Raw genomic sequence first — 15927 nt, 5'->3', positions numbered from 1 at the left:
TCACTTCTTCGCAGCTGCTTCAGCAGCCTTCTCGACTTCCGAGGCGCGCAGCAATTGGAATCTCATGCCGAAATTGGCCACCCGACGTTGATCCCGAGCGCTCAGGTTCACGGTACCAGCCTGAATTTCAAGCAATTCAGGGCGGGCAAACCATGGCGAGCCCGAAGTGAAGTTCTTCAGCACTTCAGACACGCGCTGATTGGACTGGGCCACCCCTTGAATCAGAATGGTCTGCCCCTCTTGCCGCATGCTGGTCACATACACCCCGTCAGGCAATTGTTTGACCAACTCATTCATGAGGTAGGTCTGCGCATTGCGATCGGACTGCAGGTCTTCCACCGCTTTCTGACGCGCCTTCAGTGCAGCAATCTCGGCCTCGATGTTCGAGATCTCCTTGATCTGCACTTCAAGGGACTTGATCTCGGCCTTCAGGGTCTCGTTGCGCTCGCGCTGGTCGGTCAGGCTGGACTGGTACACCAAGTACACCAAAGCCACAACCAGGGCCCCGAGCATCATGGACCCCACCACGGCCACTTTGAAGGCCTCTTTGCGCTTGAGGCGAGCCTCTTCGCGATGGGGTAGCAGGTTGATCAGGATCATGTCAGAAACCTCCGCATGGCCAAGCCACACGCGGTGAGGTAGGCGGGCGCCTCACGAGCCATCTTTTTCATCCGCACCGAGTCCTGAACCTGCATGCCTTCGAAAGGATTCACCACACTGCAGGCAAACGAGGTCTGTTGCGTGACCGCCTCAGCCAGGCCCGGCAGGGCCGCGGAACCGCCGGCCAGCATGATGTGATCCACGCGGTTGAACGGTGTGCTCGTGAAGAAGAACTGAAGCGCCCGACCGATTTCCTGTGCCACGCTCTCGACAAATGGCCGCAGCACCGAAGAGGCGTAATCGTCAGGCAACTCACCAGAGCGCTTCTTCGATTCCGCCTCCTCAGGGGAAAAGCCATATTGGCGCACGATCAACTGGGTCAACTGGGCACCGCCAAAAGCCTGATCACGCTCGTAGAGAACCTCGCCATCCTTGAGCACCTGCAGGCTGGTGGTCATCGAGCCCACCTCGAACAGGGCCACCATGAGCCCGGCGCCGTGGCCGGGCAACTGCTCGATCAAGCGCCCTGCAGCAAGGCGGGAGGCAAAAGACTCGACATCCAGCACCATCGGCTTGAGTCCAGCGGCCTCGGCCAGGCCCTGGCGATCCTGCACCTTTTCCTTGCGCGAAGCCGCAATCAAGACGTCCACGTCGCCCTGCGAGCTGAGGCTGGGGCCGATGACACAGAAATCGAGGCTGACCTCCTCAAGCGAGAAGGGGATGTATTGATTGGCTTCGGATTCGACCTGGACTTCCAGCTCCTGATCCGAAAGGCCGCCTGGAAGAACAATGCGCTTGGTGATGACGGCCGAAGCGGGCAGCGCCATGGCCACATTCTTGGTGCGACTGCCGCAACGCTTGACCAGGCGTTTGACGGCATCAGCCACTTCATCGAACTTCTCGATGTTGCCGTCGATGATCCAGCCTTTCTCCAGCGGCTCCATCATGCAGCGCTCGAGAACATACCCTCCGGACTTTTCGCGACCCAGCTCGACCAGCTTGACGCTGGACGAACTGATATCAATGCCGAGCAGGGGCGCCACCTGCCGGCCAAACAATGATCCTAAAGAGATCAAGATGGTCCCCCGTAACACGCCCGGACGGACGCTTCTACTTCACACTTTGCTTGAATGCTATCAGCAAGGGTGTTGTCAGACCAAGGAATTCCACCCGGCAGCGTTCACCTCTCGTTGTCAAAAGCAGACGATTTGTGACTATTTTGCAATAAGTTACGGAACTCGCCGAGGTGGCAAGTCAAGGCAAGCCCTCCTGCGGATGCCCAATTTCTATAATTCGCAATTCACTTTGCATTCAACCATGGCACGCTCCACCCCCAAGAACCCTCAGGAGTCCCCTCGCACCAGCTCGCCAGGGAGAACTCACTGGGCGGTGCGGGCGCTGCTGTGGCTGGCCGGGCTGGCCCTGGCCGGTTTGCTGAGCGTGCTGATGCTGGTGGCCGTGGCACTGGCAGTGGCCTACCCCAACCTGCCCGACATCACCGACCTGTCCGACTACCAGCCCAAGCTCCCCTTGCGGGTCTACTCGGCTGACGGCGCGCTGCTTGGCGAGTTTGGCGAGGAACGCCGCAACCTGACGCCTATCAAGGACATCCCCAAGGTCATGAAAGACGCCGTGCTGGCGGTTGAAGACGCCCGTTTCTACCAGCACGGTGGCGTCGACTACATCGGCATGTTCCGCGCCGGACTGGCCAACCTGGGGCGCGTCAAAAGCCAGGGGGCCTCGACCATCACGATGCAAGTGGCGCGCAACGTCTACCTGTCCTCCGAGAAGACCTTCACCCGCAAGATCTACGAGATTCTGCTGACCTTCAAGCTTGAGCACATGCTGAGCAAGGACCAGATCCTCGAGATCTACATGAACCAGATCTTTCTGGGCAACCGTGCCTACGGCTTCTCGGCAGCGGCCGACACCTATTTCGGCAAGCCCCTGAAGGACATTTCAGTGGCCGAGGCCGCCATGCTGGCCGGACTGCCCAAGGCCCCTTCGGCCTACAACCCGATCAGCAACCCCAAGCGGGCCCGCATCCGCCAGCAATACATCATTGATCGCATGGAGGAAAACGGCTTCATCACCAAGGCCCAGGCCGATGAGGCCCGCAACGAGTCCTTGCGCATCAAATTCGGCCCCGACAGCTCACGCATCCATGCCGAATACGTGGCCGAAACGGTGCGCCAGCTGGTGCTCACCCAATACGGATCCGAGGCCTACACCCGGGGCCTGAACGTCTACACCTCGATCAATGCCGCAGACCAGGACACGGCCTACCGCGCGCTGCGCAAGGGCATCATGGACTACGAACGCCGCCAGGTGTACCGAGGCCCCGAGCGTTTCATCAACTTGCCCACCAACCCCAGGGAGCAGGACGAGGCCATCGATGACGCCTTCTCCGACCACCCCGACAACGGCGACGTGATGGCCGCGGTGGTGCTGGAAGCCGGCCCCAAGAAGATCATCGCCGTGCGCCCCAATGGCGACAGCGTCGAGATCACCGGCGACGGCCTGAAACCAGCCCAATCCGGCCTTTCCGACAAGGCGCCGCCCAACATCCGACTGCGTCGCGGCGCGGTGATCCGCGTCGTGAAAACCCCCAAAGACAGCTGGGAGATCACCCAGTTGCCCGAGGTGGAGGGCGCTTTTGTCGCGGTGGACCCCCGCAGCGGAGCCATCAAGGCCCTGGTCGGCGGCTTCGACTTCGACAAGAACAAGTTCAACCACGTGACCCAGGCCTGGCGCCAGCCCGGCTCCAGCTTCAAGCCCTTCATCTACTCGGCCGCACTCGAAAAAGGCTTCGGCCCGGCCACCGTGGTCAACGATGCGCCCCTGTTCTTTGATGCCGGCACCACCGGTGGGCAACCTTGGGAGCCGAAGAATTACGACGGCACCTTCGAAGGCCCCATGACCTTGCGTCGCGGCCTGGCCAAGTCCAAGAACATGATTTCGATCCGGGTGCTGCAATCGATCGGCGCGCGCTACGCCCAGGACTGGATCACCCACTTCGGCTTCGAAGCCGAAAAGCACCCCCCCTACCTGACCATGGCGCTCGGCGCAGGCTCGGTCACACCCATGCAGATGGTGATGGCTTACTCGGTGTTCGCCAATGGTGGCTACCGGCTCAACCCCTGGGTGATCGATCACATCACCGACCAGAAAGGCAAGCTGCTGGTCCAGAGCAAGGCCCCCGCTCTGGACGAAAACCCCCGCGCCATCTCGCCGCGCAATGCCTTCATGATGGACAGCCTGCTGCAGGAAGTGGCCCGCTCAGGCACGGCCGCCAAGGCCCAGGCCGCGCTCAAGCGGCCTGATATTTATGGCAAGACCGGCACCACCAACGACTCCATGGACGCCTGGTTTGCGGGGTTTCAACCCACGCTGGCGGCCGTGACCTGGATTGGCTATGACACCCCGCGCAAGCTGGGTGACCGCGAAACCGGGGGGGGCCTGAGTCTGCCCGTGTGGATCACCTTCATGGAGCGCGCACTCAAGGGCGTGCCGGTGTCCGAGCCCAGTGCCCCGGAGGGCGTGGTCAATGTCGGCGGTGAATGGTATTTTGAGGAATTTGCCCGCGGCAACAGCGTGAGCACCCTGGGACTGGACGACAAGGGCGGCAGCGCCGGGGTGGCCCCCCCTGCAGCGGCCACCAGCGGAGCCCATGCGCCCGCCCCCGCAGACGAGCGCTCGCGCATCCTGGATCTTTTCCGGAACTGAGGCCCTCTTCCGCGGAGCTGGAACCGCCCCTTTCCGGGCGTTCCGGGCGGTTCCCGAGCGACGTCAGGGCGCAGCAAACAGCAGGCTCAGGCCCGACTGGACGGTGGCGTCCTGGGTCAGTTGCTCAAAGAATGAGCTCGCGCCCTTGGTGTCGCGCCACTGTCCATCCAGCCAACGGTAGTGATAGCCCCCGCTGCGCGTGGCCAGCCACACCTCGTGCAAGGGCTTTTGCAGGTTGATCACGATCTGGCTCCGGTTGGGGAAGGCCAGGGTGATCATGCCGCCGCTGCGCTGGGCGTCGATATCGGCATCGGTGTCGTCATTGAGGGCGTCACAGCGCAGTTCCACCGCCTTGAGCAGGGTTTCGGCACGGTCCATGAATTCAAGGTCGGTCATTACAATTCGCTGATGTTGAGTCGAATCCAAATTCTAGTCAGGCTGATTGCCCTTGTCGCTGCGGGTGCCTTGTTCGGCTGCGGCCAACGCGGGCCGCTGTACCTGCCGCAAGACCCGGCCGCAGCCCAGCGTGCCACCTTGCCTCAGGTGCTGACCCCCGACTCGTTGCGGTCCCAGACGGATCGCAAGCCGTCCGACGACGCCCCTCCAGCCACCCCCCTCACGCCTTCCACCACCACACCATGACCCAAGCCCCGTTGCCCGGCCAGCCCCATATCTCTTATCGCGACCAGGTCCTGACCATCGAAGGCGTGGCCAGCCCCGAGCTCGCTCAACGCTTCGGCACCCCGCTGTTCGTCTACTCCAAGGCCTCCATGCTGGCCGCACTGGCCGCCTACCAGCGCGGTTTTGCCGGCCGCAAGGCCCAGATCTGCTACGCCATGAAGGCCAACTCTTCACTGGCCATCCTGCAGGTCTTCGCCCAGGCCGGGTGCGGCTTCGACATCGTCTCGGGCGGCGAACTGGCCCGCGTGCAGGCCGCCGGCGCCGATGTGTCCAAGGTGATCTTCTCGGGCGTCGGCAAAACCCGCGCCGAAATGCGCCAGGCCCTGCAGGCCGGCATCGGCTGCTTCAACGTCGAAAGCGAAGCCGAACTCGAGGTGCTGAATGCGGTGGCACTCGAACTCGGTACCACGGCCCCGGTCAGCATCCGCGTCAACCCCAACGTCGATGCCAAGACCCACCCCTACATCTCCACCGGCCTGAAGGGCAACAAGTTCGGCGTGGCACACGACGGGGCCCTGGCCACCTACCAGCGTGCTGCCAGCCTGCCCGGCCTGAAGGTGGTCGGCATCGACTGCCACATTGGCTCGCAAATCACCCAGGTCGACCCCTATCTGGATGCCATGGACCGCGTGCTCGATCTGGTCGAAGCGATCGAACAGGCTGGCATCCCCATCCACCACATCGACTTCGGTGGCGGCCTGGGCATCAACTACAACGGTGACACGCCCCCCGAAGCCGACGCCTTGTGGGCGCAGTTGCTGGCCAAGCTCGATGCACGTGGCTTTGGCCAGCGCCAACTGATGATCGAGCCCGGCCGATCGCTGGTGGGCAATGCCGGCCTGTGCCTGACCGAAGTGCTCTACCTGAAGCCCGGCGAGCAGAAGAACTTCTGCATCGTTGACGCAGCCATGAACGATCTGCCCCGTCCGGCCATGTATGAGGCCTACCACGCCATCGTGCCAGCGCAGGCCGACAGCAGCCGCCCCACCACCCCCTACGACGTGGTCGGCCCGGTGTGCGAAAGCGGCGACTGGCTGGGCCGGGACCGCGCATTGGCGGTCGACCAGGGCGACCTGCTGGCCGTGCTGTCAACCGGGGCTTACTGCATGAGCATGTCGAGCAACTACAACAGCCGCGGCCGCCTGGCCGAAGTGCTGGTGGACGGCCAGCAGGCCCATCTGATCCGCCGCCGCGAGACCGCAGCAGACACGTTTGCCCTGGAAAACCTGCTCCCCAACGGCTGATTGGTGCGGATCAACGGCATTGATGTGCATCAAGTCACAGAAATGCCATTTCCGTACAGTGCAGGCTCCGGCCGTGTCGATGGCCGCAGGGAGTAAGCATGCCTTTGGAACTTTACCGCGACGCTGATCACGCCTGCCTGATGTTCACCGACCTCATCGAGGAAGGCGGCCAGGCGGTGCAGGCGAACCAGTTCCTGATCGTGGACGACGGCACGGGCGCCATCATCGACCCGGGTGGCAACCTCGCCTTCAATGAGCTGTTCCTGGGCATGTCCAAGCATTTTCCGCCCAGCAAGCTCAGCTACCTGCTGGCCTCGCACGCTGACCCTGACATCATCGCCTCGCTGGACCGCTGGATGACCTCCACCCGCGCCAAGCTGGTGATCTCACGCATCTGGGAGCGTTTCGCCCCCCACTTTGCCAAGGTCGGCAAGACCGAAGACCGCGTGATCGGCGTGCCCGATGGCGGCGGCAAGCTGCGCATCGGGCGTCATGAGATGTGGCTGCTGCCCGCGCACTTCATGCATTCCGAGGGCAATTTCCAGTTCTACGATCCGGTCAGCCGCATCCTGTTCACTGGCGATCTGGGCGTGTCACTGACCACCGGCCAGCAGGCCCAGAAGTTCGTCACCGACCTGACGGACCACATCCCGCTGATGGAGGGGTTTCACCGCCGCTACATGGTCTCCAACAAGATCCTGCGACTGTGGGTTCGCATGGCGCGCCAACTCGACATCAGCATGCTGGTGCCCCAGCATGGCGCCCCCATCGTGGGCCAGGTGGCCATCAACCAGTTCTTTGACTGGCTGGAAAACCTGATGTGCGGCATCGACCTGTTTGACGACCGCGCCTACCAGTTGCCCACGCTGCAGATCGACCCGCTGCGGGGCGCCCAGCCGGCCCTGCGCGCGGTCGGTGGCCATTGATCAGGCGCGGGACTCGCCAGCGCCTCTGCGCCTCTTGCGCCAGGCCTGCTGCAGGCGCCAGCCCAGCAGTACCGAGATCACCGCCGCGTAGACCGCCACCTCGGCAAAGTTGTGCTTGCCGGCCCGCATCCAGAAGAAATGCAGCAGGCCCAGCAGCACCACGGCGTACACCGCTCGGTGCAGCGCCTGCCAACGCCGCCCCCCCATCGCCTTGATGGCTGCATTGAACGAACTCAAAGCCAGGGGCAACATCAGCACGCAAGCCGTGAAACCCACCAGAATGAAGGGTCGCTTGAGGATGTCTCGCCCGATGTCACCCCACTCCAGCCCCATGTCGAATAGGCTGTAGCAAGCCAGGTGCACCAAGGCATAAGAAAAGGCGAACAGGCCCAGCAAACGTCTAAAACGGGCCAAGGCCGGCAGCCGCCCGATCACCCGCAGGGGTGTCACCGCCAACACCCCGCACAACAGGCGAAGGGTCCAGTCACCCGTGGTACGGATCAGGGCCTCAGCCGGATTGGCCCCCAGGCCCTCGGTGACCGTCAGCCCCACCAGCCAGGCCAGGGGAAGCAACAGCAACACCCAGGCCACGGGCTTGGCCCAGGGTGAGAGCAAGGCCGCCGACAGGCGTGATCGCACACCGACTGGCCCGGCCGTGCGGCCAATGGAAGGCGAAGAAGCAGAAGAAGCAGAACGCATTGGGGGGCTGGCGCTCAGTAGAACTTCTTCAGGTCCATGCCGGCATACAGGGATGCCACCTGGGCCTCGTAGCCATTGAACTTCAGGGTTTTGCGCTTTTTGGCGAACAAGCCGTCCTCGCCGATGCGGCGCTCGGTGGCCTGACTCCAGCGCGGGTGATCCACCTCGGGATTCACATTGGAATAAAAGCCGTACTCGTTGGCCGCCGCCTTGTTCCAGGCGGTGCCCGGCTCCTTGTCGGTGAAGCGGATGCGCACCAGGCTCTTGGCGCTTTTGAAGCCATATTTCCAGGGCACCACCAGGCGCACCGGGGCTCCGTTCTGCTTGGGCAGCACCTCACCATACATGCCGAACGACAGCAGGGTCAGCGGGTGCATGGCCTCGTCCATGCGCAAGCCCTCGACATAGGGCCAGTCGAGGATGCGCGAGCCCACGAAAGGCATGGTCTTGGGGTCGGCCAAGGTGTGGAATTCCACGTACTTGGCACTGCCCAGGGGCTCCACGCGGCGAATCAACTCGGCCAGCGAATAGCCCACCCACGGAATCACCATCGACCAGCCTTCCACGCAGCGCAGGCGGTAGATGCGCTCTTCCTGGGCGCTGAGCTTGATCAGGTCTTCCAGGTTGATCGGCCCGGGCTTCTTCACCAGACCGTCGATCTCGACCCGCCAGGGCGAGGTCACCAGGGTGTGCGCGTTGCGCGCCGGGTCGGCCTTGTCGGTGCCGAACTCGTAGTAGTTGTTGTAGCCGCTGGCGTCCTTGTAATCGGTCACCTTGTCCATCGTCAGGGCACCTGCCACAGCCGACTTGCCGGCCGCCAGCGCCGGCAGCTTGCCCGGACGGGCATAGGGTGCCGCCTGGGCCAAGGCGTCACGGGCGGCCCAACTGCCCAACGCCGTGCCGGCCCCGGTCAGGGCCAACTGCCGCAGCCACTGGCGGCGACCGGCATACACGGAAGCGGGGGTGATTTCGCTGGCGACCGGGTGTTGGAAACCGTCGTCGCGCGTCTGGATCAGCATGGAAGCTCCTTGAAGTTATGCGTTGGTCGGAGTACGACCCGCATTCTTTCAAGGATTCGCGAAATTCACCGAAAGTTCACAATGTCCCGTAACTGTGTAGGCCACTGAGGAACATGTTGACACCCAGGAAGGCGAAGGTGGTCACCACCAGCCCGCCCAAGGCCCACCAGGCGGACAGCGTGCCGCGCAGCCCCTTCATGAGCCGCATGTGCAGCCAGGCCGCATAGTTCAGCCAGACGATCAAGGCCCAGGTCTCCTTGGGGTCCCAGCTCCAGTACCCGCCCCAGGCTTCGGCCGCCCACAAGGCCCCCAGCACGGTGGCGATGGTGAAGAACGCGAAACCCACGGCAATCGCCTTGTACATCACGTCATCCAGCACTTCCAGCGGCGGCAGGCGGCGCGCAATTCGCTCGCGGGCCAGCAATATGCCCGCCACCACCAGGGCCGAGATCGCAAAGTACACCACCCAATAGCTGCCCCCAGCCTCGTTGGTGCTGCGACGGAACACCATGGGCTCGAAGCACAGCACGATCCCCAGCAACCACAGCGGGGTGAGCTTGTACCAGCGCTTTTCGCCCGCCTGCTGCTTGATCAGGTAGGCGAAAGCCACCATGGCCGAGAGCGCAAACGTGCCATAGCCAATGAAGTTGGCCGGTACATGGAGCTTCATCCACCAGCTTTTCAGGGCCGGCACCAGGGGTTGGATCTCGTGCGCCTCGCGCACCACCGTGTACCACAGCAGAAAACCCACGGCCGCGCTCACCACCAGCATCACGAAAGCGCCCAGGGCACGGGTCTTGTACTGCGCCTCGAAATAGAGGTAGAACACCGTGGTGATCCAGCAAAACAGCACGAACACCTCGTACAGGTTGCTGACCGGGATGTGCCCGATGTCGGCCCCCAGCAGGTAGCTCTCAAACCAGCGCACCATGGTGCCCGTCAGGGCCATCACCACCGAGGCCCAGGCCAGGCGCGAGCCCGTCAGCTCCATGGTGGCCCCGTGCTGGCCACCGATCAGCCCCAGCCAATAGAAGATGGTGCTCATGAACACCAGCATGCTCATCCACAGGATGGCCGACTGGCTTGACAGGAAATACTTGAGCCAGAACACCGTGTCCGCCCGCGCCAGCGTGGGCGCCTCACCCGAAGCGTGGTAGGACGAGATGGCCAGCAGGCTGAGGCCTGCCACGCCCACCATCAAAACCGCCAGCGGGCGCCAGAACCAGCCCAGCCAGATCGCAGCCGGCACGGCGGCGATCAGGATGCCGGTTTCATAGACGTCCATGGCCTGCCCATACAGGGACAGGGTGGCGCCCCCGGCGGCCAGCACCAAGGCGGCAAACAGCCAATCCAGCCAGGACCGGCGTGAAAAAAACCCTTCGCTGAGGGTGATGCTCGTCGTCGGACGGGTCGCGGTGTTCATGGGGTCGACTCCGGTGTTCAGTTCGGGGCCACAGGGCCGTCGGCCGCGTCGGGGGACGCGGGCGCCAGGCTCAGCAGCTTGATTTTCAGGTGCTCGAATTCGCGGTCGCCATCCATGGTCTTGCGATTGCTGGACAGGGCCATCGTGGCTCGGGTGCCGGTGGACTCGGGGCGGACCCAGATCCAGACGCGGCGTTCGCGCACGTACAGCATGGCAAAGACACCCAGGATCAGCAAGGCACACCCCAGATAGACCACCGTCTTGCCAGGGGCACGCGCCACCTGGAACACGCTGGCCTGCACCTGGGTGAAGTCCTTCAGCACAAAGGTCAGCGGCACCGGATAGGCCTGCACATCGCTGAGCGACAACACGGCCTGAGTCATGAAGGCCTGGGTCTTGGCTTCATTGGGCCAGGGCTTCAGCCCGGCCTGCTCGCGGCTCAGTTGCTCCAGTTGGAACAGCACCCCGTTCAGGATCCGGATCAGCACCTCGCCCGCACGCGGGCGCTCGGCCTCAGGCACATTGGCCTCGATGAAATCGGCCACCGCCTGCAATCCACCGGTGGGGCGATCCGAGCCTTTGGCCGCCGCCGGATTGCCGGCGAACAGGTCCAGCGCCCGCCCGGCCGAGGCCTGCAACTGGCGCGCCAACTCCGGTTTGCTGGAATCAATGGCCAAGGCCACGTAGCGGGCCACAGCCTGTTCGCGCAGCTTGGGCTGGCCAAGGGCCTTGCGAAGGCGCAGAAAACTGTCCATGCCGCCCTGATCGTCCACAGGCACCCGCAGGTAGCGGAACGGTTCGGCCGGTGTTTCACGCATGCCCAGCAACATCACCGGCGCCCCGCCGTCCTCCATGTCCACCGGCAGCATGTAGTTGTGGAACTCTCGGGCCTGGCCGGCCGCATCGCGCAGCTTGTAGGTGATGCTGGGGCCCACGTTGCGCAACTCCTTCTTGGTCATCACCTTGTTGGCCGCCCCCAGACGGGCCTCGACCGAGTCGCGCAGATCGACCTTGCGCACATCCACGCCCGACCCCGAGGGTCCGCCCTGGCCGGCGAAATTTTCCACGTTGATCACACGCAGCGCACTGAACTCCAGGTTGAACTTTTCTCCGGTGTGGCTGCGGGTCAGACCGGTGCTGCCACCAATCACCCCGTCGACCTCGAAACGGGCACCATCCGAATCGAGCGGCAAGGCTTGCAAGCGCACCTTGGAGCCGCCATCGTCAAAGCTGGACTGGTAGATCTCGACACCGTGGTAGTTGACGGGGTGGTTCACCTCCACCCGCGCTTCGGTCAGCGCGCCGGTGGCCTTGTCGTGGATCACGATCTCGCTGGCAAACAGCTTGGGCATGCCGGTGGAGTAGTGCTCGACAACGAACTTCTTGAGCTCCACCGCAAACGGCAACTCCTGCAGCAACACACCGTCGGACTGATTGAGGATGGCCGTGCTCGACTGCGTGCCCTCGGCCACCATCAGGTTGCCGCGGAAGGTGGGGTTGTTCTCGCTCAGCCGGTGGCGGGCCGGCACATCGGCAATCAAGCCGGCACCAGCGTAAGGCACCTTGCCGTTGAACCACATCTGTGCACGCACCATCAGGTCGCCGTCCAGCAAACCGCCCAGGCAGATCAGCACGATGGCCGAATGGGCGGCGATGTAACCCAGCTTGTTGGCGGCCCCCGCCTTGGCCGCCACCATCCAGCCCGTACCCGGGCCGGCAGCGGTGTCACGTTGCTGAAGCCGAACTTTCCAGCCGCCCTGCACCAAGCCCTCGCCCAGGCGCCGGGCCACCCCCTCGGGGGCTTCGGAGAAGTCAGCCTCGGCATGCTGCCCGAAGGCGCGCAGGCTCTGTTCGCGGATGTTTTCCTTGAAAGTCTTCAGGTCGACCAGGATCTTGGGCGTGTTGCGGGCAATGCACAGCGAGGTGCTGACCACCAGGAAGCCCAGGATCAACAAAAACCACCAGGCGCTGTAAACCGAATAAAGGTGCAGTTCCCCAAACAATTGGGCCCAGAAGGGGCCGAACTGGTTCACATAGTTGACCGCCGGCTGGTTCTGTTGCAACACGGTGCCAATCACCGACGCGATGCAGATGACGGTCAGCAGCGAGATGGCAAAGCGCATCGACGACAGCAGGTCCACCAGCACCTTGAGGCGCTCGGGGCTGCCGCGCTGGGGCTGTGCCTGCGGGCCGGGTTCAGCAAGGGGAAGAGACATGGTGTCGCCAGGGCCTGATACAAACAAAAAGGGCGGGCCGCAGATGAGGCCCGCCCTGCTGAGGGAGAGAAAATGGCCTGAAGTTCAAAGAACTTCAGGCCGAAGATCAGTGCAGGCCAGCAATGTAGTCGGCCACGGCCTTGATTTCACGGTCGTTGAGCTTGGCAGCCACACCCGTCATCTGCATGCTGTTCTTGCGCACACCGTCGCGGAAGGCGGTCAACTGGGCCGCGGTGTACTCGGCCTGCTGGCCTGCCAGTCGCGGGTACTGGGCCGGGATGCCGGCACCGTTCGGGCTGTGGCAGCCTGCGCAGGCAGCGATCTGACGATCGGCAATGCCACCGCGGTAGATGCGCTCACCCAGGGTGACCAGGTCTTTTTCCTTGGCGAAGCCCGGCTTGGCCTTGTTCTTGGCAACCCAGGCGGCGATGTTCTTCATGTCGTCTTCGCTGAGCGCGGCGGCCATGCCGCTCATGACGGCGTTGGCACGCTGACCCGACTTGAATTCACGCAGCTGCTTGACCAGGTAGTCAGGGTGCTGCTGTGCCAGCTTGGGGTAGGCCGGGGTGCCCGAATTGCCGTCAGCTCCGTGGCAGGCGGCGCAGGTGGCGAAGCTCGCCTCGCCTTTGACCAGGTCAGGCTTGGCCGCCGCAGCGGGTTTTTCTTCAGCAGCAAAGGCCGAAAAAGCGGAGGCGGCCAGCACGGCGGCGCTGAGCAAGGTAGCGATCAACTTCATATCGTGGCTCAATGATGTTAGGGGCGCAAAACCACTCGATTCTACAATGAGGCTTCAGGAATACTTCCACATTGATGACAAACCGCTCCACATCCGCCCCGGCCAGCGCCGTCCGTCGCCCTGCGCCGCCCCCCTCCACCGAGGCCAAGGCGGCCCTGGGCTGGATGCACACGGCTCGCTTTCTGACCACCGCTGCCCAACTGCACCACCTGCCCCCCCTGCAGGTGCCTGAAATCGCTTTCGTGGGCCGCTCCAATGCGGGCAAGTCCACCTGCATCAACACCTTGACGCAGCAAAAGCAACTGGCCTTCGCCTCCAAGAAGCCCGGACGCACCCAGCACATCAACCTGTTCTCGCTGGGCCGCCAGGGTGAAACCGATGCCGTGCTGGCCGACTTGCCGGGCTACGGCTACGCCGCGGTGCCCAAGGACGACAAGATCCGCTGGCAGCGTGTGATGGCCAATTACCTGGTCAGCCGTGAGAACCTCGCCGGCATCGTGATGATGTGCGACCCGCGCCTGGGCCTGACCGAGCTGGACGAAACCCTGCTTGAAGTCATCCGCCCGCGCGTCGAAGAAGGCCTCAAATTTCTGGTGCTGCTGACCAAGGCCGACAAGCTGACCCGCGCCGAGGGCGCCAAGGCGCTGTCGATTGCGCGACTGAACGCTGGCGGCGGCGATGTGAAACTCTTCTCTGCGCTGAAGCGCATCGGCATCGAAGACACCGCGCACCTGCTGTGGCAGTGGACCCATCCACCCGTGGCAGCCGCCGACCTTCCGGATGCCACACCCCCTGCCGAGACCGCGCCCGCCGAGCCCGAAGTCGACTGAGCGCCGGGCCAGGTCTGGGGGCCCTCACTGCCCCAGGAGCCCTTGCCCATGATCGACACTTTTGAACATGTCCTGCCGCACGGCATCACCCTGAGCTGCCGGGCCGCCGGCCCAGCCGGGGCACCCGTGCTGCTGTTCCTGCACGGTTTCCCCGAAGCCGCTTTTGTCTGGGACCCGCTGCTGCTGCATTTCTCACGCCCCGAAAACGGAGGCTGGCGCTGCGTGGCCCCCAACCTGCGTGGCTACGAACAGTCCAGCCGTCCACCCGAGATCGAGGCCTACAAGGCCCGGCTGCTGGTGCAGGACCTGAAGGCGCTGATCGCCCTGGAATCCCCGCAGGCGCCGCTCGGCGCCCTGGTTGCCCACGACTGGGGCGGCGCCGTGGCCTGGAGCCTGGCCAACCAGCACCCTGAGCTGATGCAGCGCCTGGTGATCATCAACTCGCCCCATCCCGGCGCGTTTGTGCGCGAGCTTCGCCACAACCCGGCCCAGCTGGCAGCCAGCGCCTACATGAACTTTCTGATCCAACCGGACGCCGAGACGTACCTGGCCGAGGACGACTTCGCGCGCCTGTGGGGCTTCTTCCAGCGCTTCGGCGGCCAGGGAGAGCCCGCTTGGTTGAGTGAAAGCGTCAAAAATCAGTACCGTGCGGTGTGGCGCACCAGCCTGCGCGGGGGCTGCAACTATTACCGGGCCTCGCCGCTGCGCCCCGGTGACGCCACACACCCCGGGGCGGCCACGCTGGACCTGCCCGACAGCATGCTGCAGGTGAATTGCCCCACCCAGGTGCTGTGGGGTCTGGGCGACCATGCCCTGCTGCCCGGCCTGCTCGATGGCCTGGAGCAGTGGGTGCCTCGGCTGCAGGTGTGCCGGCATGACGGCGCCAGTCACTGGATCGTGCACGAAGACCCGATCTGGGTCATGCAGCAGATCCAGGATTTTCTGGGCCAGGCGGTTCAGCGGTAGACCGGGGGCTCACCCGGCGGGCGGGTCTTGAAGCGCTTGTGAACCCAGTAATACTGGTCGGGCATGGTGTCGATCCAGCCCTGCAGGCGCTGGTTCATCAGCGCCGTGTCGGCCTCGACATCGTCGGTCGGAAAGTTCTGCCAGGCCGGCATCACCTCCACCTCGTAGCCCGTGGCGGTGATGCGTGACACCACCGGCACCACCTTGGCCCGCCCCAGCCGGGCAAAGCGCGACAGGCTGGGCACCGTGGCCGCCAGGTGCCCGTAGAAGGGCACGAAGATCGACTCCTCGGGGCCGAAATTCATGTCGGGCAGCAGGTACAGGGCGCCCCCCTTGCGCAGCGTGTTGATGATGGGCTTGACGCCGTCAAAGCGGCTCAGCATGGTCACCTCGCCAAAGCGCGAACGCCCAGCCTTCATCCAGGCGTCCACCGCCGGGCTGGGCTGGGGCGTGAAGATCGAGGTGAACACCCGGTCCACGTTCATGGACAGCGCCATGCCACCGGCCTCCAGACCAAAGAAGTGGGGCGAAAAAATGATCGTCGGCGTATCGCCCTCGAACTCCTGCCAAGGGCCCACCAAGCGGATGCGGCGCGCCAGCACCTCTCGCGGGGCATGCCAAAGCCAGCCCCGGTCCAGCCAGGACTGGGCAAAGTGGATGAAAGCCCGCCGCGTCCAGGCCTTGCGCTGGGGCACCGACGCGTCCGGGAAACACAATTTGAGGTTCACCGCCACCACATGGCGCCGCGGCACGGCCAGCACATAAAGCACCCAGCCCAAACCCACCCCCAGGCCACGCACCCAGGACAGGGGCAGGTAGGCCATCAGCCGCATGAACGCAATTCCGAACCGACTCCACATG

At 64.0% G+C, this 15927-nt stretch carries 15 protein-coding genes; 6 read left to right on the top strand and 9 right to left on the bottom strand.

The genetic code is table 11. The features are described from left to right. Both AC07VS_RS00705 and AC07VS_RS00700 read right to left on the bottom strand, forming a co-directional pair. Positions 1-600: a PilN domain-containing protein gene (locus AC07VS_RS00705; RefSeq protein ID WP_494749957.1), complete on the bottom strand. Its 600-nt coding sequence runs from the start codon at positions 598-600 to the stop codon at positions 1-3. Next, positions 597-1676: a pilus assembly protein PilM gene (locus AC07VS_RS00700; protein ID WP_494749956.1), complete on the bottom strand. Its 1080-nt coding sequence runs from the start codon at positions 1674-1676 to the stop codon at positions 597-599. Before AC07VS_RS00700 ends, AC07VS_RS00705 begins: the two co-directional genes overlap by 4 nt. A 241-nt stretch (positions 1677-1917) precedes the next feature. Here AC07VS_RS00700 and AC07VS_RS00695 point away from each other — a divergent pair, with 241 nt between their 5' ends. Then, entirely contained in the window at positions 1918-4326 is a 2409-nt protein-coding gene (locus AC07VS_RS00695) for a penicillin-binding protein 1A (protein ID WP_494749955.1), read from the top strand. Positions 4327-4389: 63 nt separating this feature from the next. Here the strand turns inward: AC07VS_RS00695 and cyaY are convergent, their stop codons facing one another. Beyond that, a complete protein-coding gene (gene cyaY, locus AC07VS_RS00690; RefSeq protein WP_492347312.1) occupies positions 4390-4722 on the bottom strand; it encodes an iron donor protein CyaY in 333 nt (110 codons plus the stop codon). Positions 4723-4734: 12 nt separating this feature from the next. Between cyaY and lptM the strand changes: the two genes are divergently transcribed. From lptM to AC07VS_RS00675, 3 genes are all read left to right on the top strand, one after another. Further along, positions 4735-4968, top strand: coding sequence for an LPS translocon maturation chaperone LptM (lptM, locus tag AC07VS_RS00685; RefSeq protein ID WP_494749954.1), 234 nt, complete (start codon positions 4735-4737; stop codon positions 4966-4968). Beyond that, positions 4965-6251 (top strand): diaminopimelate decarboxylase, encoded by a 1287-nt coding sequence (lysA, locus tag AC07VS_RS00680; RefSeq protein WP_494749953.1) that lies wholly within the window; start codon positions 4965-4967, stop codon positions 6249-6251. Before lptM ends, lysA begins: the two co-directional genes overlap by 4 nt. Positions 6252-6349: 98 nt before the next feature. Continuing rightward, on the top strand, positions 6350-7177 hold the full coding sequence (locus AC07VS_RS00675; protein WP_027478407.1) for an oxygen-binding di-iron domain-containing protein: 828 nt from the start codon (positions 6350-6352) through the stop codon (positions 7175-7177). Here the strand turns inward: AC07VS_RS00675 and msrQ are convergent, their stop codons facing one another. The 5 genes from msrQ to AC07VS_RS00650 form a co-directional block, all read right to left on the bottom strand. Then, entirely contained in the window at positions 7178-7804 is a 627-nt protein-coding gene (msrQ, locus tag AC07VS_RS00670; RefSeq protein WP_494750091.1) for a protein-methionine-sulfoxide reductase heme-binding subunit MsrQ, read from the bottom strand. 86 nt (positions 7805-7890) lie between these two features. Next, complete coding sequence (msrP, locus tag AC07VS_RS00665; protein ID WP_494749952.1) at positions 7891-8895, bottom strand: protein-methionine-sulfoxide reductase catalytic subunit MsrP; 1005 nt, start codon at positions 8893-8895, stop codon at positions 7891-7893. A gap of 76 nt (positions 8896-8971) precedes the next feature. Further along, complete coding sequence (gene ccsB, locus AC07VS_RS00660; RefSeq protein ID WP_492347316.1) at positions 8972-10318, bottom strand: c-type cytochrome biogenesis protein CcsB; 1347 nt, start codon at positions 10316-10318, stop codon at positions 8972-8974. A 17-nt stretch (positions 10319-10335) separates the two neighbouring features. Further along, positions 10336-12534 carry a cytochrome c biogenesis protein ResB gene (locus AC07VS_RS00655; protein ID WP_492347317.1) on the bottom strand — a complete coding sequence of 733 codons (2199 nt, stop codon included), beginning with the start codon at positions 12532-12534 and terminating at the stop codon, positions 10336-10338. Positions 12535-12640: 106 nt separating this feature from the next. Next, on the bottom strand, positions 12641-13270 hold the full coding sequence (locus tag AC07VS_RS00650) for a c-type cytochrome (RefSeq protein ID WP_492347318.1): 630 nt from the start codon (positions 13268-13270) through the stop codon (positions 12641-12643). Positions 13271-13344: 74 nt separating this feature from the next. Here AC07VS_RS00650 and yihA point away from each other — a divergent pair, with 74 nt between their 5' ends. Both yihA and AC07VS_RS00640 read left to right on the top strand, forming a co-directional pair. Next, the gene (yihA, locus tag AC07VS_RS00645; protein ID WP_492347319.1) at positions 13345-14100 is read left to right on the top strand and encodes a ribosome biogenesis GTP-binding protein YihA/YsxC; all 756 of its coding nucleotides are present in this window, start codon (positions 13345-13347) and stop codon (positions 14098-14100) included. Positions 14101-14148: 48 nt separating this feature from the next. After that, positions 14149-15066 carry an alpha/beta fold hydrolase gene (locus tag AC07VS_RS00640; protein WP_494656604.1) on the top strand — a complete coding sequence of 306 codons (918 nt, stop codon included), beginning with the start codon at positions 14149-14151 and terminating at the stop codon, positions 15064-15066. Here the strand turns inward: AC07VS_RS00640 and AC07VS_RS00635 are convergent. Beyond that, positions 15057-15926, bottom strand: a complete 870-nt coding sequence (locus AC07VS_RS00635; protein WP_492347321.1) for an LpxL/LpxP family acyltransferase — start codon at positions 15924-15926, stop codon at positions 15057-15059. The two genes, AC07VS_RS00640 and AC07VS_RS00635, sit on opposite strands and share 10 nt — an antisense overlap. Position 15927 lies beyond the last annotated feature (1 nt).

The sequence above is a fragment of the Curvibacter sp. GW821-FHT01G03 genome (assembly GCF_059422285.1).
The sequence above is the reverse complement of the archived record's forward strand: the minus strand, read 5'-3'. Positions and strand labels throughout refer to the sequence as shown.